This window comes from Reyranella sp., from assembly GCF_052439685.1.
Classification (GTDB): Bacteria; Pseudomonadota; Alphaproteobacteria; order Reyranellales; family Reyranellaceae; genus Reyranella.
In genome coordinates, this window is the sequence record NZ_JBQVQG010000002.1 from 428,932 (window position 1) to 455,367 (window position 26,436).

General features: G+C 67.2%; 23 protein-coding genes. 9 read left to right on the top strand and 14 right to left on the bottom strand.

The genetic code is table 11. The annotated features are described in order from the left end of the window. Positions 1-2 precede the first annotated feature (2 nt). A complete protein-coding gene (locus ACT6UX_RS05135; protein WP_444774057.1) occupies positions 3-1,142 on the top strand; it encodes an alanine racemase in 1,140 nt (379 codons plus the stop codon). Here the strand turns inward: ACT6UX_RS05135 and ACT6UX_RS05140 are convergent, their stop codons facing one another. Next, positions 1,143-1,910 carry an SDR family NAD(P)-dependent oxidoreductase gene (locus ACT6UX_RS05140; RefSeq protein WP_444774058.1) on the bottom strand — a complete coding sequence of 256 codons (768 nt, stop codon included), beginning with the start codon at positions 1,908-1,910 and terminating at the stop codon, positions 1,143-1,145. It lies immediately after the preceding gene. Between the two features lie 59 nt (positions 1,911-1,969). On the opposite strand from ACT6UX_RS05140, the gene ACT6UX_RS05145 reads away from it, so the two are divergent. The 4 genes from ACT6UX_RS05145 to ACT6UX_RS05160 all read left to right on the top strand — a co-directional run bounded on the left by ACT6UX_RS05145 (position 1,970) and on the right by ACT6UX_RS05160 (position 5,361). Continuing rightward, positions 1,970-2,731, top strand: coding sequence for an SDR family NAD(P)-dependent oxidoreductase (locus tag ACT6UX_RS05145; RefSeq protein ID WP_444774059.1), 762 nt, complete (start codon positions 1,970-1,972; stop codon positions 2,729-2,731). Positions 2,732-2,781: 50 nt separating this feature from the next. Then, entirely contained in the window at positions 2,782-3,927 is a 1,146-nt protein-coding gene (locus tag ACT6UX_RS05150) for an MFS transporter (RefSeq protein ID WP_444774060.1), read from the top strand. Further along, on the top strand, positions 3,924-4,583 hold the full coding sequence (locus tag ACT6UX_RS05155; RefSeq protein WP_444774061.1) for a DsbA family oxidoreductase: 660 nt from the start codon (positions 3,924-3,926) through the stop codon (positions 4,581-4,583). Before ACT6UX_RS05150 ends, ACT6UX_RS05155 begins: the two co-directional genes overlap by 4 nt. A 112-nt stretch (positions 4,584-4,695) precedes the next feature. Beyond that, positions 4,696-5,361: a TetR/AcrR family transcriptional regulator gene (locus ACT6UX_RS05160; RefSeq protein ID WP_444774062.1), complete on the top strand. Its 666-nt coding sequence runs from the start codon at positions 4,696-4,698 to the stop codon at positions 5,359-5,361. Here ACT6UX_RS05160 and mfd read toward each other — a convergent pair. Both mfd and ACT6UX_RS05170 read right to left on the bottom strand, forming a co-directional pair. Continuing rightward, positions 5,255-8,752, bottom strand: a complete 3,498-nt coding sequence (mfd, locus tag ACT6UX_RS05165; protein WP_444774063.1) for a transcription-repair coupling factor — start codon at positions 8,750-8,752, stop codon at positions 5,255-5,257. The two genes, ACT6UX_RS05160 and mfd, sit on opposite strands and share 107 nt — an antisense overlap. Further along, complete coding sequence (locus ACT6UX_RS05170; RefSeq protein ID WP_444774064.1) at positions 8,752-9,021, bottom strand: succinate dehydrogenase assembly factor 2; 270 nt, start codon at positions 9,019-9,021, stop codon at positions 8,752-8,754. Before ACT6UX_RS05170 ends, mfd begins: the two co-directional genes overlap by 1 nt. A gap of 85 nt (positions 9,022-9,106) precedes the next feature. Here ACT6UX_RS05170 and recG point away from each other — a divergent pair, with 85 nt between their 5' ends. After that, positions 9,107-11,188, top strand: coding sequence for an ATP-dependent DNA helicase RecG (gene recG, locus ACT6UX_RS05175; protein WP_444774065.1), 2,082 nt, complete (start codon positions 9,107-9,109; stop codon positions 11,186-11,188). Here recG and ACT6UX_RS05180 read toward each other — a convergent pair whose 3' ends face one another. From ACT6UX_RS05180 to ACT6UX_RS05220, 9 genes are all read right to left on the bottom strand, one after another. Continuing rightward, positions 11,189-13,219, bottom strand: coding sequence for a DUF4139 domain-containing protein (locus ACT6UX_RS05180; RefSeq protein WP_444774066.1), 2,031 nt, complete (start codon positions 13,217-13,219; stop codon positions 11,189-11,191). Between the two features lie 91 nt (positions 13,220-13,310). Next, positions 13,311-13,718, bottom strand: coding sequence for an iron-sulfur cluster assembly scaffold protein (locus ACT6UX_RS05185; RefSeq protein ID WP_444774067.1), 408 nt, complete (start codon positions 13,716-13,718; stop codon positions 13,311-13,313). Continuing rightward, positions 13,715-14,935: an aminotransferase class V-fold PLP-dependent enzyme gene (locus tag ACT6UX_RS05190; protein ID WP_444774068.1), complete on the bottom strand. Its 1,221-nt coding sequence runs from the start codon at positions 14,933-14,935 to the stop codon at positions 13,715-13,717. Before ACT6UX_RS05190 ends, ACT6UX_RS05185 begins: the two co-directional genes overlap by 4 nt. Before the next feature lie 24 nt (positions 14,936-14,959). Next, positions 14,960-16,612, bottom strand: a complete 1,653-nt coding sequence (locus ACT6UX_RS05195; protein WP_444774069.1) for an NTP transferase domain-containing protein — start codon at positions 16,610-16,612, stop codon at positions 14,960-14,962. Beyond that, complete coding sequence (locus tag ACT6UX_RS05200; protein WP_444774070.1) at positions 16,609-17,337, bottom strand: XdhC family protein; 729 nt, start codon at positions 17,335-17,337, stop codon at positions 16,609-16,611. The genes ACT6UX_RS05195 and ACT6UX_RS05200 overlap by 4 nt, the downstream gene beginning before the upstream one ends. Positions 17,338-17,341: 4 nt before the next feature. Next, positions 17,342-17,662 (bottom strand): XdhC family protein, encoded by a 321-nt coding sequence (locus tag ACT6UX_RS05205; protein WP_444774071.1) that lies wholly within the window; start codon positions 17,660-17,662, stop codon positions 17,342-17,344. A 3-nt stretch (positions 17,663-17,665) separates the two neighbouring features. Continuing rightward, positions 17,666-18,925: a vWA domain-containing protein gene (locus ACT6UX_RS05210; RefSeq protein ID WP_444774072.1), complete on the bottom strand. Its 1,260-nt coding sequence runs from the start codon at positions 18,923-18,925 to the stop codon at positions 17,666-17,668. Then, on the bottom strand, positions 18,925-20,808 hold the full coding sequence (locus ACT6UX_RS05215) for a tetratricopeptide repeat protein (RefSeq protein WP_444774073.1): 1,884 nt from the start codon (positions 20,806-20,808) through the stop codon (positions 18,925-18,927). Before ACT6UX_RS05215 ends, ACT6UX_RS05210 begins: the two co-directional genes overlap by 1 nt. Before the next feature lie 12 nt (positions 20,809-20,820). Next, positions 20,821-21,744, bottom strand: a complete 924-nt coding sequence (locus tag ACT6UX_RS05220) for an AAA family ATPase (protein WP_444774074.1) — start codon at positions 21,742-21,744, stop codon at positions 20,821-20,823. A gap of 107 nt (positions 21,745-21,851) precedes the next feature. Between ACT6UX_RS05220 and ACT6UX_RS05225 the strand changes: the two genes are divergently transcribed. Genes ACT6UX_RS05225 through ACT6UX_RS05235 form a run of 3 tightly spaced genes read left to right on the top strand, consistent with a single transcriptional unit; the run spans position 21,852 to position 24,427 of the window. Beyond that, on the top strand, positions 21,852-22,595 hold the full coding sequence (locus ACT6UX_RS05225; RefSeq protein WP_444774075.1) for an SDR family NAD(P)-dependent oxidoreductase: 744 nt from the start codon (positions 21,852-21,854) through the stop codon (positions 22,593-22,595). 13 nt (positions 22,596-22,608) lie between these two features. After that, positions 22,609-24,012, top strand: a complete 1,404-nt coding sequence (locus tag ACT6UX_RS05230) for an amidase (RefSeq protein WP_444774076.1) — start codon at positions 22,609-22,611, stop codon at positions 24,010-24,012. A gap of 19 nt (positions 24,013-24,031) precedes the next feature. Further along, on the top strand, positions 24,032-24,427 hold the full coding sequence (locus ACT6UX_RS05235) for an NUDIX domain-containing protein (RefSeq protein WP_444774077.1): 396 nt from the start codon (positions 24,032-24,034) through the stop codon (positions 24,425-24,427). 178 nt (positions 24,428-24,605) lie between these two features. Here ACT6UX_RS05235 and prpB read toward each other — a convergent pair whose 3' ends face one another. Then, positions 24,606-25,529: a methylisocitrate lyase gene (gene prpB, locus ACT6UX_RS05240; RefSeq protein WP_444774078.1), complete on the bottom strand. Its 924-nt coding sequence runs from the start codon at positions 25,527-25,529 to the stop codon at positions 24,606-24,608. A gap of 13 nt (positions 25,530-25,542) precedes the next feature. Beyond that, entirely contained in the window at positions 25,543-26,433 is an 891-nt protein-coding gene (locus tag ACT6UX_RS05245; protein ID WP_444774079.1) for a DMT family transporter, read from the bottom strand. Positions 26,434-26,436 lie beyond the last annotated feature (3 nt).

Below are 26,436 nucleotides of genomic sequence, written 5' to 3' on the forward strand. Positions count from 1 at the left end.
CCATGGCCACACAGACAATCGACGACCTGCCGACTCCCGCCCTCATTCTCGACCGGGCGATCCTGCGCCGCAACCTCAAGCGCATGAGCGAGCGTCTGCGTCATGCAGGTGTCATGCTCCGCCCTCACCTCAAGACCGCGAAGTCGGTCGAGATCGGCCGCATGGCCGTCGAGGGCCATGACGGACGCATCACCGTCTCGACCCTGGCCGAGGCGCGCTACTTCGCCGACGGCGGCTTCAAGGACATCCTGTACGGCGTCGGCATCATCCCCTCGAAGCTGGGCGCCGTGACCGAGCTGCGCCGGCGCGGCGTGAACTTGCGCGTCGTCACCGACAATCTCGACGTGGCGCAGGCGATCGCGGCCGCGGCAAAGGACGGCGACATGTTCTCGGTGTTCATCGAGATCGACAGTGGCGGCGGCCGGGCCGGTCTGCCCTATCCTGCTTTGCCGGGCCTGCTCGACATCGCGCGCGTGCTGCACGAGGCGCCGGGCGTGGAACTGGCCGGTGTCATGACCCATGCCGGCCATTCCTATCACCAGAGCACGCCCGACGGCATCGCGGGCGTCGCTGAACAGGAACGCCTCGCCATCGTGACCGCGGCCGAAAAGTTGCGGGCGGCGGGCATCCCCTGCCCCATCGTCTCGGGCGGCTCGACGCCGACGGCGATGCACTCGCGCGATTTTTCCGGCATCACCGAGATGCGGCCCGGCGTCTATGTCTTCAACGACCTCGACCAGGAATATATCGGCGCATGCGGCGCGGGAGACATCGCGCTCTCGGTGCTGGCTTCGGTGATTGGCCACTATCCGCACCGCAACCAGCTGCTGGTCGATGCCGGCGCGCTGGCGCTCTCCAAGGACATCAGCGCGCAGGAATTCCAGCCCAAGGTCGGCTACGGCACCATCGCCGATCCGCCGGCCGCCGGGATGGCGGTGATCGAATGCTCGCAGGAGCACGGCTTCGTCGCCGCCGACGATCGGCTGCCCTACGCCAACCTACCGGTCGGCGCGCGCGTCCGCATCCTGCCCAACCATGCCTGCATCACCGCCGCCGCCTACGACCGCTACTACGTGGTCGACAGCGACCTCGACGGCGGCAGGTCGGTGGTCGACGTCTACGACCGCATCAACGGCTGGTGATCAGAGTGAATTCACCGTGTGACCGCCGTCGACGGTGATGATGCTGCCGGTCATGAACGCGCCCGCTTCCGACGCGAGCAGTAGCAGTGCGCCATCGAGATGCTCGGGCTGGCCGATGCGACGCTGCGGAATGCGGTCGATCAGGCGCTGGCCGCCCGGCGTCTTCCAGAATTCGCCGTTCATCTCGGTCTCGATGTAGCCCGGGCAGATCGCGTTGACGCGGATATGGTAGCGCGCCCACTCCATCGCGAGTGCCCGCGTGAGATGGATCAGCCCGGCCTTCGAGGCATTGTAGGGCGCGACCTGGCCGATCGTGCGCAGACCCAGGATCGAGGCGATGTTGACGATCGAGCCCGGCCGCTTCGCCGCCACCCAGCGTTTGCCTGCCGTCTGGGTCATCAGCCAGGCGCCGCGCAGGTTCGTGTCGACGACAGAATCCCAGTCGGCCTCGGGCATGTCGAGCGCCGGCTTCACGATCGAGATACCGGCGTTGTTCACGAGGATATCGAGCGGTCCCAGCGCCTCTTCCACCTTGTCGTAGGCTGCCGCGATCGAGTCGGCCGACTGAACGTCGAGATCGACGGCGACGGCCCGGGCGCCGCCCTGCTGCAGTTCCGCCTGAAGAGAAGCGAGCCTGTCGGCGCGCCGCGCCGCGATCGCCACCGAAGCGCCCGCCTCGGCCAGCGTTCGGGCAAAGTGCACGCCGAGACCCGACGAGGCGCCGGTCACCAGGGCTACTTTACCGCTAAGGTCGAATCGCTTGGACATGCCGGACGCTCCACTGTTTCATGCCGGCCTTATAGGCGAGCGACCCGTTCGGAGGAAACATGGACCTCGGTCTCAAGGGCAAGCGCGTGATGGTGACCGGCGGCACCAAGAGTATCGGCCGCGCCATCGTCGATACCTTCCTGGCCGAAGGCGCGGTCGTGGGTTTCTGCGCCCGCGATGCGGCTCTGGTGAAGGAGCGCGAGACGGAATGGCGTGCGCAGCAGAGCCGCGCCACCGGCACGGCGCTCGACGTCACCGACAACGCGAGCCTCAAGGCCTGGATCGACGGCTTCGCAGCCGAGGGCGGCATCGATCATTTCGTGGCCAATGTGAGCGCGCTCGGCACCGACAACACGGCCGAGGGCTGGCGCAAGGCAATCGAGGTCGACCTTGTCGCCACTGTGAACGCCGTGCTGAACGTCCGGCCGCATCTCGAAGCGCGCGGTCAGGGCGCCACCCTCACCATCATCGGCACGACCTCGCTGGTCGAGGTTGCGGGCCCGACCCAGCCTTACCGTTCGGTGAAGGCGGCGCTTGTGCCAATGGCCAAGTCCATGGCGATCGAGCTGGCGCCCAAGGGCGTACGCGTCAACATGGTCTCGCCCGGCACGATCCTCGAGGACGGTAACACCTGGGGCCGCCAGCGCGACGCCGCCAGCGAACGCTACAAGCGCTCACTGGCGCGCAATCCCACGGGCCGCATGGGCACGCCGCAGGAAGTGGCCAGCGCCGTCGTGTTCCTGGCCGGCGCGCCCGCCTCGTTCATCACCGGCATCAACATGGTGGTCGACGGAGCCATCACCGCGCGGGTGCAGTACTGACGCCATCCCGTACCCCGTGGCCGCTGGCCGCCCTGCTGGTCGCGGCCGGCATGGTCGCCGCATTCCAGGTCGGCAAGGCGCCTCCCGCCCTGCCGTCGATCCGCGAGGATCTCGGCGCGACGCTGGAACAGGCGGGCTGGCTGCTGTCGGTCGTCAACCTGATGACGGCGCTGGGCGGCATGGCGATCGCGCTGACGGCCGACCGCGTCGGACACCGGCGGCTGGCGATCTTCGGCACGCTGCTGGCCGGCGCGGCGAGCTTCGCCGGTGCCTTCGCGCCGAACGTCGAAGCATTGCTGCTCGGCCGCGTCCTCGAAGGGCTCGGTTTCATCACGGTCGTCGTCGCCGTGCCGACCCTGCTGCTGCGACTGACGCGACCCGCCGACCAGCGTCTCGCCCTGGCGATCTGGAGCACCTACATGCCGGCCGGCTCCGGCACCATGATGGTGATCGCGGCCATCGTCCTGCCCGCCACCTCGTGGCGCACTGTCTGGCTCGTGGCAGCGGGGGCGGCCGCGCTGATGGCGGGCGCACTCCTCTTGCGCGCCGTGCCGCGACGCGAGCTCGACCCGTGGCCCGTCGCGCGCCGTCCGGTCCTCGCGGAAATGAAGGAAGTCGCCACCAGCGGGGGCCCGCTGGCGATCGCGCTCTGCTTCGGCGCCTATGCCTGCTGCTGGTTCGCCATCATCGGCTTCCTGCCGACGCTCCTGATCGAGAGGCTGGGCTATTCCACCTCCACGGCCGCCCTCGTCACGGCTGCAGTCGCCATTCTGAACGTCACCGGCAATCTCGGAGCCGGCTGGCTGCTGCACCGCCGCGTGCCGCGGGTCACGGTGATCGTCGGCGCCACCCTCTCGATGAGCCTGTGCGCCGCCGGCATCTTCGTGAGCGGCGTCCCCGACCTCGGCCGGCTGCTACTGGCCGGCGTCTACTCGGCGGTGATCGGCGTCGTACCGGGGGCCCTGTTCACTGCCATTCCGATTCATGCGCCGCGCCGGGAACTGGCCGGCGCCTCGACCGGCCTGCTGATGCAGGGCTCCAATATCGGCGGGCTTCTCGGCCCCCCGATCACCGGCGCCTTGGTGGCCGTGGGCGGCTGGCCCAGCGCCGCCTGGCTGACCACGCTCGCCCTGGCGGTTGCAGCGGGCGCCGGCCTCTTCCTGCACTGGCGCGAAAGGCATAAGCTCGGCCCATGATCTACGTCGACATCGTCTCCGATACGATCTGTCCCTGGTGCTACATCGGCAAGCGCCGCTTCGAGCGCGCGCTGGAGCAGAGCGGCCGCACCGACGTCGCGGTCGCATGGCGCCCGTTCCAGCTCAATCCCGACATGCCGGTCGAGGGCATGACGCGCGACGACTACGTCCGCGCCAAGTTCGGCGGCGGCGACCGGCCGCGCCAGATCTACCAGGCGATCGCCGAGAGCGGCCGCGAGGCCGGGATCGACTTCCAGTTCTCCCGCATCAAGCGCACGCCCAACACGGTGATGTCGCATCGCCTCGTGCACTGGAGCGCCAGGAGCGAGCGCCAGGACGAGGTCGTGGCCGAGCTGTTCAAGGCATATTTCGAGGAAGGCCTCGATATCGGCGACCTCGATACGCTGGTCGAATGCGCCGCCCGCGCCGGCATCGAGGAAGATCCCGTCCGCCACTTCCTGTCGGGTGACGAGGGCCGCCAGGAAGTCGTCGCCTCCGACGTCTATGCCCGCCGCCTCGGCATCAACGGCGTGCCCTGCTTCATCGTGAACCGCAAATATGCCGTCTCCGGCGCCCAGCCGCCCCCCGCCTTCGTCGAGGTCTTCAACCTCGCCGAACGCGACGCTGCCACCAGCGCGGCCCAATCGACCGCCTGATCCTTGCTGGGGGCGCGCCACTGCGCGCGGGCTAATCCCGCGCTGTAGTGGCGCGCCCCAGCTCGTGACCGTTCATATGTCGATTGTCCTATGATATGATGACCAACATATCATGCCCATCAGCGCCACACGTAAGGCCGCCATCCGGGCCGAGATCGTCGAGCATGCCGCCCGGCTGTTCCGGCTGCGCGGCCATGCGGGCACCAACATCGACGACATCATGCTGGCGGCTGGGCTGACGCGCGGTGCTTTCTATGCGCACTTCACCTCGAAGGACGCGCTGTTCGCCGAAGTCGTACGCAGGGGACACGGTCTGCTGCCCCGTCTTCGGGCGGCCGAGAAACCCGCCGCCGTGTTGGATGCCTATCTCGACCGCGAGAACCTGAGCGCCGCTGCTCAAGGCTGTGCCCTCGCCTCGCTCGCCGGCGACGTGGCCCGCGCGCCCCTGGCGGCGCGGCTCGCCTATGCGAACGTTCTCCACGGCGTGATCGCCGAACTGGCGCGCGGAAAGAAACGCACGCTCGATGCCGATGCGACTGCCGCGGCGATCCTCGCAGTCGGCGCGGTCACCCTCGCGCGCGCCTCGGGCGACCCGCGGCTCAGCGACTGGCTGCTGCGCTGCGGCCGGCGTGCGGCCAAGGCGCTGATGAAGCCGAAACCGAAGAACACCCCTAAGCGGCGAGCTTCGCCAAAGAAGAAACGATCGACGTCACGCCCGAAAGACGCTGCCGCTCTTCCTTCCAGACGCGCTGCACGATCACGCGGTGGTCCGGCCTGAGTTTCACCAGCGGCGCGTTCTTCTGGATCCAGCCGATCAGGCGCTCGGGCTTCTCGAACTTGTTGTCGTGGAAGCTGAGAACCACGGCCTTCTCGCCGGCATCGATCTTCTCGACATGGGCGGCGCGGCACAGCAGCTTGAGCGCCACTGTATTAAGCAGGAATTCCGCCTCGGCCGGCATGCGGCCGAACCGGTCGATCAGCTCGGCGGCGAAAGAATCGATCTCGCTCTGGTTGGTGAGGCCGCCCAGGCGCCGGTAGAGGCCCATGCGGACCGAGAGGTCGGGCACGTATTCCTCGGGGATCAGCACCGGGATGCCGAGATTGATCTGGGGCGACCATTCCGACTTTTCAGCTTCCTGGGATCGACCGCGCGCCACCGCAACCGCCTCTTCCAGCAGCTGCTGGTAGAGTTCGATGCCGACTTCGCGAATATGGCCGGACTGCTCGTCACCCAGGAGATTGCCGGCGCCGCGGATATCGAGGTCGTGGCTGGCGAGCTGGAAGCCCGCGCCCAGCGTGTCGAGGGTCTGCATTACTTCGAGCCGCTTGGCCGCCGATTCGTTCAGCGCCCGTCCCGGCGGCACCGTGAGATAGGCATAGGCCCGTGTCTTGCCGCGCCCGACCCGGCCGCGCAGCTGGTAGAGCTGCGCCAGGCCGAACATGTCGGCGCGATGGATGATCATCGTGTTGGCGTTGCGGATGTCGAGGCCGCTTTCCACGATGTTGGTGGACAGCAGCACGTCGAACTTGCCCTCGACGAAATCCTGCATCGTGTTTTCGATAGTGGTCGGCGGCAGCTTGCCGTGCGCCATGCCCAGCCGGATTTCCGGCACCAACTCGCGGATCTCCGCGGCGACCGACTCCAGATCCTCGACCCGCGGACAGACGTAGAAGGTCTGGCCGCCGCGATACTGTTCGCGCAGTAGGGCCTCGCGGATGGTGACGCCATCGAACGGCGTGATGAAGGTACGCACCGCCAACCGGTCAACCGGCGGCGTGGCGATCAGGCTCATGTCGCGCACGCCGGTCAGCGCCAGCTGCAGGGTGCGCGGGATCGGCGTCGCCGTCAGGGTCAGCACATGGACATCGGCGCGCAGCTCCTTCAGGCGCTCCTTGTGGCCGACGCCGAAATGCTGCTCCTCGTCGACGATCAGCAGGCCGAGATCCTTGAACTCGATGCTCTTGGCCAGCAGCGCATGCGTGCCGCAGATGATATTGACGGTACCATCCTTCAGCCCCTCCTTGGTTGCCTTGGCCTCCTTGGCCGGGACCAGGCGGGACAGGCGGCCGATGTTCACCGGCATGCCCTGGAAGCGCTCGACGAAGGTGCGGTGGTGCTGGCGGGCCAGCAGGGTCGTCGGTCCGATCACCGCCACCTGCTTGCCCGACATCGCGGCGACGAAGGCCGCCCGCAACGCCACCTCGGTCTTGCCGAAGCCGACATCGCCGCAGACCAGCCGGTCCATCGGCTTGCCCGAGGACAGATCGTCCATGACGTCGGAGATCGCCTGGAGCTGGTCATCGGTCTCGGCATAGGGGAAGCGCGCGCAGAATTCCTCGTACAGCCCCTCAGGCGGACTGAGCGTCTCGCCCCGCCGGACGGCGCGCTCGGCGGCGATCTGGATCAGCCGGTCGGCCATGTCGGCAATCCGCTGCTTCAGCCGGGCCTTGCGCGACTGCCAGGCGACGCCACCCAGGCGATCGAGGACGGCGCCCTCCTCGCCCGCGCCATAGCGGCTCAGCACGTCGATGTTCTCGACCGGCACGAAGAGCTTGTCGCCGCCCTCGTAGGTGAGCCGCAGGCAGTCGTGGCGCGCGTAATGAATCTCGAGCGTCACCAGCCCCTCGTAGCGCCCGACGCCGTGCTCGCGATGCACGACGAGGTCGCCGTCGCTCAGCGCCGAGGCCTCGGCAATGAAGCGTTCTGACGGGCGGCGCTTCTTGGCCGGACGCGACAGGCGGTCGCCGAGAATGTCCTCCTCGCCGATCACCTCCAGCCCGTCGAGCACGAAACCGTGCTCCAGTGGCCAGATCACGACAGCGACGACGCCGGCCGGCAGGCCCTGCACCATCGCGAAGTCGGCGGCGAGTACTGGCGTGGTGGCGCCATGCTCCTGCAGCAGATGCTGCAGGCGGGTCGTCGAGCCGTCGGTGTAGCCCGCGACGACGATGCGGCGGCCGGCGTCGTTGGCCGCCTTCACATGCTCGGCCACCTTGTCGAACAGGTTCACGCCCTGCGCCGTCCGCGCCTGCGCGAAGCCCTCATGGCGGCGGCCGCCGAGATCGATCGTGTTGACCGCCCCCGGAGCTGAATCGAAGGTCGAGAACTGCGCCACGGGACGATCGTCGAGCAGCCGCTCCCATTCCGACGGCTTCAGGTAGAGCCGGTCAGGCGGCAGAGGCTTGTAGTCCGCGCCGCCGGTCATGCCGCCCTTGGCGCCGGTCTTCTGGCGGGCGTCGTAATAGTCGGCGATCAGCTCGTAGCGCGCCGTGAAGGCCTCCGCGGCCTCATGATCGGCCGTGACGACCGCGCCGGGGCAGTAGTCGAGCAGCGTCTCCATGTGGTCGTGGAACAGCGGCAGCCAGTGCTCGACGCCGACATGGCGCTGTCCGGCCGAGACCGCTTCGTAGAGCAGGTCGTCGCCCGAGACGTTGCCGAACAGCTCCCGATAGCCGCTGCGGAAGCGCTCTATACTCGCTGGCGTCAGCAGAACTTCACTGACCGGCAACAGCACGACCTCGTCGCGGGTGCCGGTCGAGCGCTGGCTCATCGGATCGAACGACCGGATGGCCTCCAGCGTGTCGCCGAACAGGTCGAGGCGTAGCGGCTCCTTGGTGCCCGGCGGGAAGAGATCGAACAGGCCGCCGCGGACGGCGAACTCGCCCGGCTCCATCACCGTCTCGGCACGGCCATAGCCGTTCTCGCCCAGGAATTTGGTCAGCCAGGCCACGTCGACGGTCTGGCCCTTGCGCAGGATCGTCGCCGCCTCGGTATAGAGGCTTCTGGGTGGCACGCGCTGCAGCGCGGCGCCCACCGAGGCGAGGATGATGCGCGCCGGGGCGCCGGGCGCCTTTGGCGCGGCCAGCCGGCTCAACGTCTCCAGGCGCTCGGCCACGATGTCGGGATGCGGCGACATGCGGTCGTAGGGCAGGCAATCCCAGGCCGGGAAGACCAGCACCTCGCGATCGGGGTTGAAGAAGCGCAAGCCGTCCTGCAGCCGCTCCAGCCGCTGCCCGTCGCGCGCCACGTGCAAAATATCCACGCCGCCGGTTGCGCGTGCCAGCTCTGCCAGCACGAGCGCATCGGCGCCTTCCGGCAGGCCGGCCAGGGTCCATTTTACGGCCTTGCGCGGAATTGCGGCCAGCGCGCTGGCGAACGGCAGAGCCACTAGAACCTCACGCGAAACGCCAGCAGCTTGCGCACCACGGCCGAATCCTGGTCGGCGGGAACCTCCACCTTGCCGGAGACCCAGTCGTAGATGTCGTTGTCGCCGACCGAGAGCAGCCGCTCATACTGATCGAGTTCGTTTGCACCGAATTCGCCAAGATGGGCGCGCGCAAACTGGCCAAGGAGGATGTCGTTCTCCTTGTTGCCACGATAGGTGCTGCGGTAGAGCAAACGCTTCCGCCGCGTCTCCAGATCCGTGTCGCCAACCATGTTTTCCCCAGTCCCGGACCCAAAAGGGGCGTAGCATATAGGCGGCGGCGATGGCGAAGTCACGCAGCCCGAGATCAAGCCAACCATGCGCCCGCTAAGCCTCACCCCGCTCTTCGCCCATGTCACGTCGCTGCCCGGAATCGGCCCGCGGCTGGGCACGCTCGTGGAAAAGCTGGCGGGTCCGCTGGTCGTCGACCTGCTGTGGCACCTGCCGCTGGGCGTGATCGACCGGCGCAATGCACCCGAGGTCGCACAGGCGCGCGGCGGCGAGGTCGCCACCCTGACCGTCGTCGTGGATGAGCATCTCATCCCGCATAGCCACCGCCAGCCCTACAAGGTCTGGTGCAGCGACGAGAGCGGCCGAATTTGCCTCACCTACTTCAACGGCCGCGAGGAGTATCTCAAGAAGCTGCTGCCGCCCGGCGAGACAAGGGTGATCAGCGGCAAGGTCGAAATCTACCAGGGCGAGGTGCAGATGACGCACCCCGACCATGTCGTGCCGCTCGACGACCGCGATTCCATCCTGAGGGTCGAGCCGGTCTACGGCCTCACCGCCGGCCTGACACAGCGGCCGGTGCAGAAGGCGATCGCCGCGGCCGTCGAGCGCGCGCCGGGCCTGACCGAGTGGCAGGACACCGCCTTCCACAAGAAGCAGGACTGGGGCGACTGGAAGACCGCCCTCGCCCGCGCACACGCGCCCGATGGACTGGGCGATCTATCGCCCTCGCACCCGGCCCGCGCCCGGCTGGCCTACGACGAGCTGCTGGCCAGCCAGCTCGCCATCGCCTTGGTACGCCATCACAATCGCACCCTGGCCGGCCACGCCACCACGGGTGATGGCCGCCTACGGAAGGCCGCTCTCGCGTCGCTGGGCTTCGAGCTGACCGCCAGCCAGACCCAGGCCATCGCCGAGATCGCCGAAGACCTCGGCAAAGAACAGCGTATGGTGCGGCTTCTCCAGGGCGATGTCGGCAGCGGCAAGACCCTCGTGGCGCTGCTCGCCATGCTGATCTGCGTCGAGGCCGGTGCGCAGGCTGCCATGATGGCGCCGACCGAGCTTCTGGCGCGCCAGCATTTTGCGACCATCGCGCCACTGGCCGAAGCGGCCGGCGTCAAGATCGCGCTGCTGACTGGCCGTGATGGCCAGCGGCAGAAGAAGCAGACCTTGCAGGGCTTGGCCGACGGCACGATCCAGCTCGTCGTCGGCACGCACGCGCTGGTGCAGGAGGATGTCGAGTTTGCCAACCTTGCGATGGCCGTAGTCGACGAGCAGCACCGCTTCGGCGTCCATCAGCGGATGGCGCTATCGTCGAAGGGCCATGCCGTCGATCTGCTCGTGATGACGGCGACGCCGATCCCGCGCACCCTGATGCTGGCGGCCTATGGCGATCTCGACGTTTCAAAGCTCACGGAAAAGCCCAAAGGCCGACAGCCGATCGACACGCGCACAATTCCGCTCGAACGCCTCGGCGAGGTCGCCCAGGGCATTGGCCGCCAGATCGCGGCCGGCGCGCGCGTCTACTGGGTCTGTCCGCTGATCGAGGAATCCGAGGAGATCGACCTCGCCAACGTGACCGAGCGCTTCCGGTTGTTGAACGATCGCTTCCCCGGCAAGGTCGGCCTGCTGCACGGCCGCCTGAAGGGCGCCGAGCGCGAGGCCACGATGGCAGCCTTCTCCGACGGACGCCTGTCGATCCTGGTCGCCACCACCGTGATCGAGGTCGGCGTCGACGTGCCGGCCGCCACGGTCATGGTGATCGAGCATGCCGAGCGCTTCGGCCTGGCTCAGCTGCACCAGCTGCGCGGCCGGGTGGGCCGCGGTAGTGCCAAGTCGACCTGCCTGCTGCTCTACGCCATGCCACTCGGCGAGACCGCCAAGTCGCGCCTGGCGATCATGCGCGAGACCGAGGACGGGTTCCGCATCGCCGAGGAGGACCTGAAGCTGCGCGGCGCCGGTGAGCTTTTGGGCACACGCCAGAGCGGGCTCCCGGACATGCGTCTGGCCGATCTCGCCGTCCACAACGAGCTGCTGGAAGCCGCGCGCGACGACGCCCGGCTGGTGATCGCGCGCGATCCCGATCTGCAGACCGAGCGCGGCACGGCGCTGCGCGCCCTCCTCTACCTGTTCCGGCGCGACGACGCAGTCAGGACGCTCCGGGCGGGTTGATCAGCCGAGCTGGCTCACATACGTCCGCAGCGCCTCGCGCGCCGCTTCGGCGGCCTTCTCGGCGCCGGCGCGGCGGGTGGCGAGGGCCTCCAGATCGGTCTCCTGCTTGTCCAGCGTCGCGAGATAGCGGCGCTGGAGGTCGCTGTTGGCCGGCACGCGCGCGAGGTTGTCACGCAGGCGCGCCTGCTCCTGCACGATCGCCTGCCGTTCGGCCTCGACCTGCTGGACCTTGCGCTGAGCCTCCGCCGCGGCCTGCTGCAGCTGCAGAACGCGGGTGAGCGCATCGCGCGTCTTGGCGTCGAACTCGCGGGCCTGGGCATAGACGCGGATCTGCTCGGCCGCGCTCTCAACCAGACGGATCTCCTGCTGCTGGGTCTGCTCCTGCACCACCTCGAAGGTCTGAGTCTGGTCGCCACCCGGAAGCTGGAATGGGATGCGATAGTTGCCCTCGCTGAGCTCGACGTCCTTCGCCTCGGGCTTCGTCAGCGTCCAGCCCGGCAAACGGCGCTGCACGACGACGAGCTGGCGCGGCTCTTTGGCCGGGCCGCGCACGCGATAGACCGTCGTCTGCCGCACGACCCGCGACAAGCGGAGCGCGCCGTTGGCGATGGTGCCGGACGCCACCCGATCGGTCTGCGCCACGTCGCGCTCGATCACGATCTTCTCGTCGAGCGCATAGGCAAGCAGCCGCGTCTCGCCGACCGGGAAAGCCGACAGGCGCGCGTCGCCGACATAGGAGACGTAGCCTCCCTTGTCGCGCTCGTAGAGCGTGATGATGCCCGGCGGCAGGCCCGACTCGCCATCGTTGGTCAGGCGGATGGCGGCCAGCGGGTTACGCGCGGCAGTGTCGGCCTGATAGAGCGCGAGCCGCGCGGCCGGCACCTGCCGGTCGACGATCGGGATCGACAGGGTGCGGCCATTCTCGACGCTGACAGCGCGCGGAAACTTGAAGATCACCTGTGTGGCGGCGTCGTTCGCCTCAATCTGCTCTGCAGCGGCGGCCATCCCGGCGGGCGGCGGCGGAGGCGGCGCCATGGCGGGGGTGACGACCGAACGCTCCTGCTGCGCCCGATAGGGCGCGGGCGCCGGCATAGGCAACGAGGATTTCGCGCGCTGGTCGGCGGCGACCCCGCCACGGTCCACGCCGGGCATCAGGCGGCCGGCGATCTCGACCGGCACCTCGGGACGGGTCACGTAATACGCGTTGTAGAGAGCCTGATGGAATGCGACCGGCCTCCCCGAGACGAGGGTCAGCTCGACGTCCTTCCAGTCCTGGCCGCTCAAGTTTTCGACGACGGCCCAGCCCTGCAGGCCCGAGCGCGCAGCGACGGGATCTGCGCCGAGGGTCAGGCGATAGGAAGCCTTCCAGACAGGCGCCTCGACGATGTAGGCGACGCGCACCGTACGCTTGCCCTGCCCGCGCATCGTGAGATCGATGGTGCGCGCGTCCTTGGCGCGGTTGCCCTGGATGGCGACCAGCGCCTGCCCAACCTTGTCACGAAGGGCTTCATCGGCGAACTGCAGGTTCTCGGCATCCTCCAGAATGAACTGCTGCAGGCCGCGGTCGGTGTAGAGCGTGACCCGCGTGCGCTTCACCACCCCCTTGTTGTCGGGCAGCGCGACACTGTCCTCCTCCACCGAGACGATTCGGCCCGAGATCGACCGGCTGCCACCCACGGTGACCTGCGCACCCTTCAGCGTCTGCAGCAGCTCCGCGGGCGATCCCAGCGAGCTTTGATCGAACGGAAGATCCTTGAACGCCTGCGCCAGCGGCTCGCGACCCGGCAGGCTGAGCCCGCCCACGCTGCCTTTGTCGTCATAGACGACGAGGCTCTTCAGCACGTCGTCGACCTGGTCCAGCGACACGGTGAGCTTCAGGGTCGCGTCGCCATCGATGTTCGCCTCGTACTCGAAATAGCCGAGACCGCCGGACGAGAGCATGACCCTCTTCAGCGCGAGGTCCTGGGCGAAGGCTAGGGTCGGGAACGTAATCAGGCCAAGCACGGCCACGACGTTCATCAAAAAGCGCATGGTCTCTCCCAGACGTTGCCTGCCCACCGTGCACAGCGACTGTGACGCAAGCGCGGCAGCGGCGCGACCAAACTACGGGCGCAACACGTACTTAGAAAAGCGCGTCCTTCAACGCTTCGAGCGGCAGCAGCACGCAGTCCTGCCGGGCCTTGTGTGCCGCAACGGGCGCGAAGGCATCGAACGGCTCGTGCGTCTCGCCGGGCTCGCGGCCGAGGGCGCGCTCGGCGTCGTGGCGCAGCTCGGCGATGCCCGCGGCATCGCGGCCGACGGCGACGGCGGAGAGGGCGGAGGCCGAGGCCTGGCAGAGGAGACAGCCGCGCACCTGATGGCCGATCTCGGCGATGCGCCCTTCCCCGTCGAGGCGGACGTCGAGGATCACCCGATCGCCGCACAGCGGGTTGTCGCGCCGCACGGTCTTCGTGGGATTCTCGAGCTTGCCGGCGCCGGTCTTCGCCTTGGCGAGAGCGACGATGCGCTCCTGGTAGAGCTGGTCGCTCATCGCAGCGTCTTCGCGGCGTGGGCGACGCCGGCCAGCAGCGCGTCGATGTCGCTGTTGTCGTTGTAGGGCGCCATCGACACGCGCGTCGTGCCATCGAGGTCGAACCTCTCCATCAGCGGCTGCGCGCAGTGATGGCCAGCGCGCACCGCCACGCCGAAAGAATCGAGGGTCTGCGCCACGTCGTGCGGGTGCACGCCGTCCAGCATGAACGAGACGACCGGATAGCGGTTCTGCAGGCCGGCCGGGCCGAAGAGCTGCGCGCCCTCGATCTTCTGCAAACCATCCATCAGGCGCTGCACCAGGCCCATTTCGTGATCGTGTGCCCCCGCCCAGTCGAGCGCCTGCATCCACGCACAGGCGGCACCCAGGCCAATTGCTGGACCGATCGGGGGCGTGCCGGCCTCGAAGCGGCGCGGCGACGGCGCCCAGGTGGTCTCGGCCAGGGTCACGCGACCGATCATCGAACCGCCGCCCATGAAGGGCGGCATCGCCTCCATGAGTTCCGGCCGGCCCCATAGTGCCCCGATCCCGTTGGGCCCGTAGGCCTTGTGTCCAGCGAAGGCGTAGAAATCGATGCCGAGCGACGGCAGGTCGAGCGGCCCGTGCGGCGCACGTTGGGCGCCGTCGAGCATCACCTTCGCGCCGACCGACTTGGCCGCCTCTACGACGGTCCGCACGTCGAGCAGGGCGCCGGTGACGTTGGAGACATGCGCCAGCGACACGAGCTTCGTGTTCTCCGTCAGGAGTCGCGGCAGGGCCGTGAGATCGATGCGGCCGTCGGTCGTGACCGGCAGCATGTCGAGTTCGATGCCCGAGCGCGCGCGCAGGAGCTGCCAGGGCACGATGTTGGAATGATGCTCGAGTTCCGACAGCAGGATGCGGTCGCCGGGCTTCAGAAGCGCGCCGTAGGAGAAGGCGACGAGATTGATCGCAGCAGTGCAGCCCCCGGTGAACACGATCTCCATGGTCGGGACGCCGAGGAAGGCCGCCACCTGCGCACGCGCATTCTCGTAGGCCTCGGTCGCGCGCTCGGCCAGGCGATGGACGCCGCGCAGCACATTGGCGCGGCTGGTCGTCTCGTAGTGACGCACCGCGTCCATGACAGCGAGTGGCGTCTGCGCCGAGGCGCCATTGTCGAGATAATGGACGGGCAGACCGTCGATGATCTCGGACAGGATCGGGAACTGGCCGCGAACGGTGGCGACGTCGAAGCTCATGCCACGATACTCATGCCAGAATACTCATGCAGGTACCCTCGCCCGCCACGCCGCCAGCGCCTCGGGCGTGTCGATGTCGGTGATCGCCGCCTCGCCCGTCATCTCGACCTCGCAGACCAGATCGGCATGCTCGCCGATCAAGTGCTTGGCGCCGCTGTCGCCGGACAGTTTCGCCATCTCGGGAAAGAAGCGCCGCGCCCACAGGACGGGGTTGCCGCGCTTGCCTCCCACCGTCGGTACGCAGATCGAGCGGCCCTCGACGGGACTGAAGGCAGCCATCAGGCGATTGAGCAGCGGTGCGCCCACGCCCGGCATGTCGCCGAGCTGCACGACCGCCGCATCGACGGTGGTCGGGAGCGCGCCGATGCCGGTGCGCACCGAGGTGCTGAGCCCTTCGGCGAAATCCGGGTTACTGACGAAGCGCACGCGCGAGCGCGGCGGCACGGCTTTCTCGACCGCGGCGCGGACGTCGTCGGCCATATGGCCCAGCACGACGACGACCTCGACGGCCTGCGAGGCAAGCGCCGCCTTCACTGCATGGACGACCAGGGGCGCACCTTCGGCCTCGGCCAGAAGCTTGTTCGGTCCGCCCATGCGCGTGGACCGGCCGGCGGCCAACACAAGTACCGCGACGCGCGGTGCCTGCTGCGGGCCGGCTTCTTCGGAATCCGCCTCGTCGCGCGGCTGAGGACGGCTCGGAATTTCAGCCAGGAGCCCACCCGATCCCATGCGCACGATCTCGGCGCGGCCAACCGGCAGGCGCGCGGCCAGCCGCTCCAGAACCATGTCGAAGCCGTTGTACTTGGGCGACTTGGCGCAGCCCGGCAGACCCAGGACCGGCTTGCCGTCCAGCTCGGCCGTGAGCAGCAGGTTGCCCGGATCGACCGGCATGCCGAAATGGATGAGCTTGCCGCCGGCCGCTTCGATACCGGCCGGCACCACGTCGTGCCGGTCGACGATCGCCGAGGCGCCGGCGATCAGGAACAGGTCGCAGCCCTCGGACTTCAGCTCGGCCAGCGCATCGGCAATCGCCCGGGCGTCGTGCGCGACGCGACGCTCGCCGTTCAAGGTGCTGCCGAGCGAGGTCAGCCGCTTCGTGGTCGTGTTGACCGCCTTGTCCAGGACCTTGTCCCGGGTGCCGGGCAGTTTCGTCTGGACGAGGCCCGCACGCATCGTCCGGAACGGCGCCACGGCGATCATCGGCCGGTTCGCTGCCTTGGCAACGTCGACGGCGCGCTCGACCGCGGCGCGCGGTGCGCCGTAGGGAATGATCTTCACTGTCGCCACCATCTGGCGCGGCTCGACACGCGCGAAGGGCGGCAGCGTCGCCACGGTCACCGATTCATGAAGCTCGTTCAGCGCGTCGATGCGTTCCTGGTCGAGCACGGCGAGCCCCGCCTCGCGGGCGAAATGGTTGCAGCGGCCGGTGAAGGCCGCGGTGACCTCGATCCCCTCGCCGGCCAGCGCGCGGGCGACCGTTGCCGCGGCCTCGTCCTCGTGCATGTCGTCGGCATCGAGGCGCACGGCGACAACCGTCGACACACCGGCTTCCTTCAGGCGCGCAATATCCTCGTCGGAGAGGACGCGCCCCTTGGCGAAGTTGATCCCGTCGGCGCGCCGGCTATGCGCCAGGATGGCGCCGGCGGCGTCGTCGACCGGTGTCTCGCCGAATCTCACGCCGCAGCGACCTTCGGCGCGGACAGGGCTTCAAGGCGGCGCGCGCGCACCTCGATGATCTGGCCGAGGATCGACACGGCGATCTCGGCCGGCGACTTGGCGCCGATGTTGAGGCCGACCGGCCCGTGGACGCGGGCGAACATCTCTTCGGTGATGCCGACCTCAGCGAGGCGCTCCTTGCGCTTGGCGTGGGTGCGCCGGCTGCCCAGCGCTCCGATGTAGAAGACGTCGGATTTCAGCGCCGCTTCGAGCGCGGGATCGTCGAGCTTGGGATCGTGGGTCAGGGTCACGACGGCGGTCGACACGTCGAGGCCCATCGCCTGGAAGGCCTCGTCGGCCCAGTCCTGGATGACCTTCACGCCGGGGAAGCGCTGGGTCGTGGCCCAGGCACCGCGCGGATCGACGACCGTGACGTCGAACTCTAGCATGGCCGCCATCGGCGCCAGCGACTGCGCGATGTGCACGGCGCCGACGATCACCAGCCGCGGCGGCGGCACGTAGACATTGAGGAAAATCTTGGCGCCGCCGACGTCGACGGTCTCGCTCTTGCCCGTCTCCATGGCGCGGCGCGCGGCCGCGAGGATCTCGGCGTCGCCGGCCAGTTCGCCGTTGGCCTCGCCGCGATAGACCAGCGCCTCGGCCGCATCGCTGAGGCGGGTGGCGAGCGTCACGGCCCGGCGCTTGACGCGCGCGTCCTGGAGGGCGGCGAGGGTTTCGGCTTTCATCGGATCAGTTCACCTTCTCGACGAAGACCTGGACCTTGCCGCCGCAGGCCAGACCGACATCCCAGGCCTGCTCGTCGGTTACGCCGAAATCGAGCAGCCGCGGCTTGCCGTCCTTGATGGCGTCGAGCGCCTCCTTGACGACCGCGCCCTCGATGCAGCCGCCCGAGACCGAGCCGACCATGTTGCCGGCATCGTCGACACCGAGCTGGCTGCCGACCGGACGTGGCGAGGATCCCCAGGTGACGATCACGGTGGCGACAGCGACGCCCTTGCCGTCGGCCTTCCACTGGCCGACCTGATCGAGAACTTCCAGCGCATCGCTCATGGTCTACTCCTTGCGAAGGTCGGTCTGCCACCCGGACAGGCGCTTGTCCGCGCCGACGGTGCGGGAACCCAGCGCCGCGATCAGGCCGGACAGGCTCTCCAGGTTGTGGACGGGCCTGAATTCGTCGACATGCGGCAGCATGGCCTTGTTGCCCTGAGATTTGGGCTCATAGCCGCCGTACCGCAAGAGCGGGTTGAGCCAGATCATGCGTGAGCAAGACTTATGCAAGCGTTCCATTTCCTCATCCAAACCGCTCGCGCCCTCGCGATCGAGCCCGTCGGTGATGAGCAGAACGACCGCGCCCTGCCCCAGCACGCGGCGCGACCACTTGTTGTTGAACTCGTGCAGCGCCTGCCCGATGCGCGTGCCGCCCGACCAGTCCTCGACCTGCGACGAGGCCTTCTGCAGGGCGATGTCGACGTCGCGGTTGCGCAGGGCACGCGTCACGTTCGACAGGCGTGTGCCAAAGGTGAAGCAGTAGACGCGATCGCGGTCGTTGGTGATGGCATGCATGAAATGCAGGAACATGCGCGTGTAGCGGGCCATCGACCCCGAGATGTCGCACAGGATGACCAGCGGCGGCGGCCGGCGGCGCGGCTCTCGGCGGGCCAGCTCCGTCAGGCCCTCCGGCCGCATCGCGCGGCGCAGCGAGGCCCGGAAATCGATGCGCGGCCCGCGACGCGCCGGCTGGTAACGACGCGTGCGCCGCTCCGGCACCGGCAGGCGCAGGCGGGAGATGGCGCGCAGCGCTTCGTCGATCTCGGCCTGCGACATCTGCTCGAAGTCGCGCGTCTGCAGGACCTCCCGGTCCGACACGGTGAAGGTCGCCTCGACCTCGACTTCCGGCGGCTCCTCGGACTGCTCCGGTGCCTCGCCCTGCCCCGGCTGTAGCGCCTCCTGCAGACGCCGGCTGAGCTGCTTGCCCTTGTCCTGCTCGGCCGGCACGCCGATCTGCGGCAGCAGCATGTCCATCATCTTCTCGAGCAGGCGCGGATTGCGCCAGTAGACGTGGAACGCCTGGTCGAAGATCTCACGCTGGTCGCGACGGTTCACGAAGACCGAATGGAGCGTCCAGTAGAAGTCGTCGCGATTGCGCAAGCCGGCCGCTTCGACGGCCTCGATGGCGCGCAGGATCTGCCCCGGCCCGACGCGCAGGCCGGCCGTGCGCAAGGTTCGCGCGAAGTGCACGATGTTGCTGGCAAGCTTGCCGCCGCGCGGCTCGCGTCCAGGGAGCCCGGCCGGCGGATCGGGCAGCGTGTCCATCACTTTTCTCTATCCCTCGCCGCCAGCGTTCGCACGCACTCGCCGCGCTGGTCTCGGCTGGTATTGGGGTCCATCAGGAGGAAGCACGCCTCGATTTCCTGACTCACAAAGCCCGCCTTTTGCGGCAGATTGAATCGCTCCGAGGTGGAAAGCGAGGACCAAGCCAACCTGCGCCCGTTTCCACTGGTCACCGCCAATACCAAGTTTCCAACGATATCCACCGAACACTGCTTAGAGACGCGGCTCCACGACCGTGCAATGTTGGCATAGATCAATTCTCCATCGCTCTTGCGATAGTGGAGGTTGGCTCCCTCCGTGGGCGTGAAATGCGGGGGCGCAAAGGACACGAAGTGCTCGTCGTTGGGCTCGGAGGTTTGCCGTTCTTCGGCATCGAGTACCTTCTGCATCGCCGTGTCCACCTTCAGATCAGGTACCGACTGCGGGCCACCTATGACGAAAAGAATATCGTGCTTCTCTGGCGTCCCCATGGCGAATACCGTTCTTCCTACTGCACGATTGAAACGCGCAACATTGTCGGCGACGGAGTCGACGATTTCGCTTCGGCAATTCGGCGGACTGCCTTCCTTGTTGTCTTCGAATGCGAGAACGGCGACGCGCATCGGCCACCTGCCCGGATCCGGTCGCATGACGCTACCCGCCGCGCGAGAATATTCCTGCTTGAACAACTCTACGAGCGGACTATTGGCCGAAAGGTCCTTGAGAATTTCGGAACGCCCTGGCACCGGCCGGTTCGGCGCGAAGTACGCATATTGCTTTTTCAGGGTTTCGAACGCCTCATCGACAATTGTCGCTGCCTGCTGGGCAAGCGTCTCCGGAATGTGCAACTTCCGGAATTTACCCTGCTGACGCTCCCACCGTTCCCAGTCCCCTGGCTTCCCGAGTTCCCGGGCTCTGGCAAACTCGGCGTCTGCACTCTCGCCAGCCACTTCCTTGACCATCGCAAGCATATAGTGCTTTTCGCCGTCACCGGGATCGCCCTCGACCGCTGCTTCAGCACTCGCTCGCGCATCGGCAATTTCGCCATACTGCAGATATGTCAGTGCTCGTGAGTCCAAAAGATTGGGACGATCCGTCACCTCCGGCGAGCAGTCGCGCATCAGATCGCCACGCCAGTATTTGGCCAGCGCGTCCCCGCTCTTGACCTCCGCCAGAGGACCGCTTTCAACGGCATACAACCAGCAGAAGTTGTCCCTGACTTCGTCGCATCGACTATAGGAGAGCGCGTTCGCCGAATTGGTGTCCACACTGGCATGGCCGTGCTCGCCCTTGTCGAGCCATGCGGAGGCACGCAGTCCGTAGGCCCGCGCCCTGTCATATCCGATCGAGTTGAAATCATTTATGATGACATGATTGAAGTCGTCGATGGCCCGGTCATTGCGACCGGCACGGAAGTGCGTGAGCGCTCGCTCGATGCGAGCACGGCTGAAGCTGGGAGTATCCTGCAAGGCCAAGTCGAGATCATGTAGCGCTTTGTCGTATTCCCCGGATTCCCGATAGGCTGCACCACGCTCCGTAAGCAACGACGCTCGCGCACTCGGAACCCCAGGGCCAGAAAAATTGGATTTTGGATAACTGGTTCGCTCGAATTCCGCCTCGGCACGATCGAAATCGCTGATGGCCCGGAACCAGTCGCGCTTTCCTCGATAGAGGAGGCCGCGCTGCAGGAGGGCGTTTCCGAGGGCCTCCCCTTTGCCATTCTCAAGCCAAGCAGAAAGATGCTGGATCTGCCCCTCGACCTCCATTGCGTTCCCCGAACGACCCGACTTGAAGGGGTCGCACAAATCAGGGCCGGCGTTCATCCGCGCCGCAGCTGTACCGCTCAGCGACATCAGAAGGAGGAGGACGAGCGCGAACGGTCGCATGATTGCGCTCGCCTACCCCAGCGGCTGCGCGGCGATGTCGGACTTCACCTTGCGCAGGATCTCGGCCGCTTCCGAGCCCTGGAGGCGCTGGATGTCGTCCTGGTACTTGAGCAGCACGCCCAGCGTGTCGTTGATCGTGCGCGGATCGAGGTCGAGCACGTCGAGTTCCGACAGCGCCGTCGACCAGTCGATCGTCTCGGCGACGCCCGGCGCCTTGAACAGGTCGAGCTTGCGCAGCTCCTGGACGAAGCCAACGACCTGCCGCGACAGGCGCTCGCTGGCGCCCGGCGCCTTGACCTTGAGGATCTCGAGCTCGCGCTTGAGGTCCGGATAGTCGACCCAGTGATAGAAGCAGCGCCGCTTCAGCGCGTCGTGGATTTCGCGCGTGCGGTTCGACGTGATGATGACGATCGGCCGTTCCGCCGCCTTGATCGTGCCGAGCTCCGGGATCGTCACCTGGAAATCCGACAGGACTTCGAGCAGGTAAGCCTCGAACGGCTCGTCGGTACGGTCGAGCTCGTCGATCAGCAGGATCGGCGCGCCGCCGACATGTGGCTGCAGCGCCTCGAGCAACGGTCGGCGGATCAGGAACTTCTCGTCGAAAATGTCGGCCGAGAGTTCGCCGCGGTCGTGCACGCCCTGCGCTTCGGCCAGGCGGATCTCGATCATCTGGCGAGCATAGTTCCACTCGTACACCGCCGAGGCGACGTCGAGCCCTTCGTAGCATTGCAGGCGGATCAGCGGCCGCTTCAGCGTCTCGGCCAGCACCTTGGCGATCTCGGTCTTGCCGACGCCCGCCTCGCCTTCGCAGAACAGCGGACGGCCGAGCTTGAGGGCGAGATAGAGGACCGTGGCGAGGCTGCGGTCGGCGATGTAGTCGCCGCCCTGCAGCAGCTCGACGGTGGCGTCGATGGACGCCGGAATGGGCGAAGGCATGAAACTCCCGCGAAAACTCGAGGCATTGAAGTGGTCAGTGTAGCGGATGGGCCGGCGCGCCGATATGCTGGGAATTGCAAGATAATTCAAGGATTTGGGAGGGAGACATGGAACCCGAACCGTTCCGCGGCCGGACCGCGATCGTCACCGGCGGCGCCCGCGGCATCGGCCTCGCCTGTGCCGCGAAGATCACCCAGGGCGGCGGACGGGTCGCCTTGTGGGACCGTGATCCCGAGCGCGCGAAGCAGTCCGCCGCAGCGCTGAAGGGCGCCGTCGCCCTCGCCGTCGACGTGACCAGCGAGGCGGATGTCGCCCGGGCGCTCGCCGAGACCGAGCAATTGCTGGCGCCGCCGGACATCCTGGTCGCCAGTGCCGGCATCACCGGTCCCAACACGACCGTGGCCAAATATCCCGTCGATGCCTGGCGGCAGGTCATCGACGTCAACCTCACGGGTGTCTTCCTCTGCAACCGCGTCGTGGTCGACGGCATGGTGCGGCGCGGCTGGGGTCGCATCGTCAACATCGCCTCGGTGGCGGGCAAGGAAGGCAATCCCAATGCCTCGGCCTACTCCGCCTCGAAGGCCGCCGTCATCGGCCTCACAAAGTCGCTCGGCAAGGAACTTGCTACGACCGGCGTGCTGGTGAACTGCGTCGCGCCGGCAGTGGTGAAGACGGAACTGTTCAGCCAGATGACCGAGCAACACATCAACTACATGCTGTCCAAGATCCCGATGAACCGCTTCGGCGAGGTCGAGGAAGTGGCCGAGATGGTCGCCTGGCTCGCCTCTTCCCACTGCACCTTCGCGACCGGTGCGGTTTTCGATCTCTCTGGTGGCCGAGCCACTTATTAAAGGCGACCTCCTGATGTCTTTGCATGAACTCACGTTGACCGAACTGTCCGCCGGCCTCGCCGCCAAGCGCTTCTCCTCCCGCGAGGTGGTCGACGCACTGCTGGCACGCATCGAGAAGGCCGACGGCAAGCTGCACGCCTTCACAGAGGTCTATGCGAAGGAAGCCCGCGCGATCGCCGACGGCGCCGACGCCGCCCGCACCTCAGGCTTTCCTTTGCCGCCTCTGCACGGGCTGCCCGTCGCCTACAAGGATCTGTGCGACATCGCGGGTCGCATCGGCACCGGCGGCTCCAAGATGTGGGAGAAGCGCGTCGCGACCGAGACCTCGAACACGGTGGAGCGCCTGACCGCGGCCGGCATGATCCCGCTCGGCAAGCTGCACATGGTCGAATTCGCCTTCGGCGGCTGGGGCACCAACCCGCTGATGGGCACGCCGTGGAACCCGTGGGACCTCGAAACCCACCGCACGCCGGGCGGCTCGTCGAGCGGCACCGGCGTCGCCGTCGCGGCGCGTCTCACGCCCGCCGGCATCGGCAGCGACACCGGCGGCTCGGTGCGCATCCCCTGCGCGTTCAACGGGCTGGTCGGCCTGAAGGTCACCTTCGGCCGCATCGGCCTGCACGGCACGATGCTGCTGTCGTGGACCCTCGATTCGATCGGCCCGATGGCGCGTTCGGTCGAGGATTGCGCCTTGATGCTCAACGCGTTGGCTGGTCCAGATCCGCGCGATCCGACGACGCTCGGCCAGCCGCTCGAGGATTTCACCGCCTCGACCAAAGGCGGTTCGATCAAGGGCATGCGCATCGCCCTGCCCGACGCCTCCGCCCTGCCTGCCTGCGATGCCGACGTGATCGCGGCCTGGCAGGCTTCGGCAAAGAAACTGGAAGAACTAGGTGCCATCGTCGAGCCCGTGAAGATCCCCGAGTGGTATTTCAATCTCGGTGTCGGCGCGGGCTCGATCTCGGCCTCGGAACTGTGGTCGCTGCATCGCGGCTGGATCGAGGACATGAACCAGCCGATCGGCGCCGGCGTGCGCGGTCGTGCGATGGCAGCCAAGGGCTTCGCGCCGGCGCTCTACGCCGAAGAACTGCGCCGCATGGCCGGACGACGCGCCGAATTCAACGCGTGGATGGCGCCCTATGATGCACTGCTCACACCTGCGCTTGCCTCGGGTGCGATTCCAGTCACCGAGGTCGACGAGACCTCGCCCGCCATCTCGCTGATGACGCGTCCCGGCAACTATCTGGGCCTGTGCGGCCTTTCGCTGCCGAACGGATTTTCGAACGGCCTGCCGATCGGTATCCAACTCCTCGGCAAGCCCTATGCCGAGGGCACGGTGCTCCGGATTGGCAAGGCGCTGCAGGACGCGACCGACTTCCACAAGCGGACGCCGGACCTGTCGGCGCTGGGTCTGTAGGGTCTGTCGCTTCACCGTCATGCAGCGCGTCATCGTAAACGCCGTGCTGTTGCAAGGAGGTAAAGTCCTCCTTGCCCGACGGAGTCCAGCGCGGAAGGCCTATCCGGATTTATGGAGTTTTCCCGGCGGCCACGTCGAGCCGGGCGAGACGCTGGAAGAAGCGCTGGTCCGCGAGACGAGCGAAGAGATTGGAATCGTGCCGCTCACCTACTTTGCCCTCGGCACCATTACAGACCCGGACGCACCTGCCACCTATCACATGTTCGGCGTCACCTCGTGGGAAGGTGAACCGGCGATCCTGGACGACGAGCACACGGAACTGACCTGGTTCGATCCGGCAAAGGCCGCGGGCCTTCCGGATCTCGCACTCGAAGCCTATCGTCCATTGCTGAGAGGCTTGATCTCAGTTGAATGAATGAGTCTTCCAGGCAAGGAAGTCAGTCATTTCGACCGGAACGCCCCTCGAATGCCTCGGGGCAGGCTCCGCCGCGGAGCGGAGAGATCTTCTCTCTACGATTTGCCGGCTGTTGGTGGAGCGAAGGTCGCCACTGCGCACCTTCGGTGCTCCGTCGAGACGACGGTGTTTTTAAAGCTCAGTCGCGTTGCGGCATGCCTTGCGGCACGACGGTCTGTATCAGCGAGACGTCGAGCGCTTCGTAGTCGTGATAGCGGATCGTGTCGTAGAGTTCCTGCCGGGTCTGCATGCGGTCGATAACGTTCTGGGTGCCACCATCGCGCTGGATGGCGGCAAACACGCTCTCCTGCGCCTTGTTGGCGGCCCGCAGGGCCGACACCGGCCAGATCACCATCCGGTAACCCATCGCCTCGAACTCGGATGCCGTGAAGAACGGCGTGCGGCCGAACTCGGTCATGTTGGCCAGCAGCTTCACGCCGGGCATCGCCCGGGCGAAGGCACGGAACATCTCGGCATTCGTCAGGGCCTCGGGGAAGATCGCGTCGGCACCGGCTTCGAGATAGAGCCGCGCCCGCGCCACCGCGCCGTCGATCCCTTCGCTCGCCGCCGCATCGGTGCGTGCGACGATCACGAGACTGCGCCGTGCCCTGGCGGCCGCCGCGACCTTGGCCGCCATGTCATGCGGCGGGGCGAGCTTCTTGTCGTTCAGGTGGCCGCATTTCTTCGGCAGGAGCTGGTCCTCGAGATGGACGGCGGCAGCACCCGCTTCCTCGAACGCCCGCACCATGTGCATGACATTCAGCGCCTCGCCATAACCGGTGTCACCGTCGACCAGGACCGGCAGGCCCGAGGCGCGCGCCACCTGGCGGATGAAGAAGCAGACCTCGTCGACCGTGATGACGCCGAGATCGGGCAGGCCCATCGATGACGACATGGCGGCACCGGACAGGTAGAGGGCCTCGAAACCCGCCCGCGCCGCCTGGAGCGCTGCGATGCCGTTGTGCGTGCCCGGCATGCGCAGGATCTGCGGCCGCTCGAGCAGCGCGCGGAAACGGACTCCAGCCGGCTCGACCGGCAGATTGGCGGCAACGAGATACGGCATGGTCTCTCCCCCTTCAGCTCTTTTGCGGCTTGCGTCCCTGCCAGCCGACCATGAGGCCCGCGCCGACGACCACGGCGGTCCCGAGCCAGGTGTAGAAGTCCGGCACCTCCGCGAACATGAGGTAGCCCACGATGACCGAGCCAATCATCTGCGTATAGTTGAACGGCGCCACGAAATTGGCCGAGGCGTAGGTCATGGCCTTGGCGACGCAGTAATGGCCCAATGCCCCCAAGGCCCCCAGCGAGCACAGCAGCACCCAGTCGGCCCAGCCCGTCGGCGTCTTCCAGTGGAAAGGCAGCCAGGCCGACATGAGGATCGCCCCCAAGAGCACGCTGTAGAAGATCGACGTGGCGGGCGCGTCGATGCCCGCGAGCCGCCGGATCAGGATCTGGTACATCGCGTAGCAGACGGCGCTGCCCAGCAGCAGCAGCGACTGCCACTGGAACACGGCACTTCCGGGCCGGATCACGATCAGGACGCCGGCGAAGCCGACGATGACCGCGGCCATCCGGAAGAAGGTGATCCGCTCGCCCAGCAGCGGCCAGGCAAGCAATACGACGGCAAGCGGCGCCACGAAGGTGACCGCGATCGCCTCGGCGACGGGAATGGACTTCACCGCCGAGAAGAAAAACAGCGTCGACAGCATCATCATCACCGAGCTGACGAACTGCGTCCCGATGCGCCGCGTACGCAGCAACCCGAGCCCCATGCGCGGCATGAACACCGCGGCGACCAGCACCAGGTGCAGGATGATCCGGAACCAGACGATCTCCTGCGGATCGTAGGTTGCGGCCAGCAGCTTCACCAACCCGTTCATGATCGGGAACAAGGCGCAGGCCGTGCACATGAAGAGCACGCCCAGCAGCGGCCGCGACGTTCGGCTGGGCGCCTTGAGCTCGGCCACCGT

What these genes read in the sequence shown, in the direction of transcription:
- ACT6UX_RS05135 (WP_444774057.1), top strand. Translation starts at nt 3, where the DNA reads ATGGCCACACAGACAATCGACGACCTGCCGACTCCCGCCCTCATTCTC.
- ACT6UX_RS05140 (WP_444774058.1), bottom strand. Translation starts at nt 1,910, where the DNA reads ATGTCCAAGCGATTCGACCTTAGCGGTAAAGTAGCCCTGGTGACCGGC.
- ACT6UX_RS05145 (WP_444774059.1), top strand. Translation starts at nt 1,970, where the DNA reads ATGGACCTCGGTCTCAAGGGCAAGCGCGTGATGGTGACCGGCGGCACC.
- ACT6UX_RS05150 (WP_444774060.1), top strand. Translation starts at nt 2,782, where the DNA reads ATGGTCGCCGCATTCCAGGTCGGCAAGGCGCCTCCCGCCCTGCCGTCG.
- ACT6UX_RS05155 (WP_444774061.1), top strand. Translation starts at nt 3,924, where the DNA reads ATGATCTACGTCGACATCGTCTCCGATACGATCTGTCCCTGGTGCTAC.
- ACT6UX_RS05160 (WP_444774062.1), top strand. Translation starts at nt 4,696, where the DNA reads ATGCCCATCAGCGCCACACGTAAGGCCGCCATCCGGGCCGAGATCGTC.
- ACT6UX_RS05170 (WP_444774064.1), bottom strand. Translation starts at nt 9,021, where the DNA reads ATGGTTGGCGACACGGATCTGGAGACGCGGCGGAAGCGTTTGCTCTAC.
- recG (WP_444774065.1), top strand. Translation starts at nt 9,107, where the DNA reads ATGCGCCCGCTAAGCCTCACCCCGCTCTTCGCCCATGTCACGTCGCTG.
- ACT6UX_RS05180 (WP_444774066.1), bottom strand. Translation starts at nt 13,219, where the DNA reads ATGCGCTTTTTGATGAACGTCGTGGCCGTGCTTGGCCTGATTACGTTC.
- ACT6UX_RS05185 (WP_444774067.1), bottom strand. Translation starts at nt 13,718, where the DNA reads ATGAGCGACCAGCTCTACCAGGAGCGCATCGTCGCTCTCGCCAAGGCG.
- ACT6UX_RS05190 (WP_444774068.1), bottom strand. Translation starts at nt 14,935, where the DNA reads ATGAGCTTCGACGTCGCCACCGTTCGCGGCCAGTTCCCGATCCTGTCC.
- ACT6UX_RS05200 (WP_444774070.1), bottom strand. Translation starts at nt 17,337, where the DNA reads ATGAAAGCCGAAACCCTCGCCGCCCTCCAGGACGCGCGCGTCAAGCGC.
- ACT6UX_RS05205 (WP_444774071.1), bottom strand. Translation starts at nt 17,662, where the DNA reads ATGAGCGATGCGCTGGAAGTTCTCGATCAGGTCGGCCAGTGGAAGGCC.
- ACT6UX_RS05210 (WP_444774072.1), bottom strand. Translation starts at nt 18,925, where the DNA reads ATGGACACGCTGCCCGATCCGCCGGCCGGGCTCCCTGGACGCGAGCCG.
- ACT6UX_RS05215 (WP_444774073.1), bottom strand. Translation starts at nt 20,808, where the DNA reads ATGCGACCGTTCGCGCTCGTCCTCCTCCTTCTGATGTCGCTGAGCGGT.
- ACT6UX_RS05220 (WP_444774074.1), bottom strand. Translation starts at nt 21,744, where the DNA reads ATGCCTTCGCCCATTCCGGCGTCCATCGACGCCACCGTCGAGCTGCTG.
- ACT6UX_RS05225 (WP_444774075.1), top strand. Translation starts at nt 21,852, where the DNA reads ATGGAACCCGAACCGTTCCGCGGCCGGACCGCGATCGTCACCGGCGGC.
- ACT6UX_RS05230 (WP_444774076.1), top strand. Translation starts at nt 22,609, where the DNA reads ATGTCTTTGCATGAACTCACGTTGACCGAACTGTCCGCCGGCCTCGCC.
- ACT6UX_RS05235 (WP_444774077.1), top strand. Translation starts at nt 24,032, where the DNA reads ATGCAGCGCGTCATCGTAAACGCCGTGCTGTTGCAAGGAGGTAAAGTC.
- prpB (WP_444774078.1), bottom strand. Translation starts at nt 25,529, where the DNA reads ATGCCGTATCTCGTTGCCGCCAATCTGCCGGTCGAGCCGGCTGGAGTC.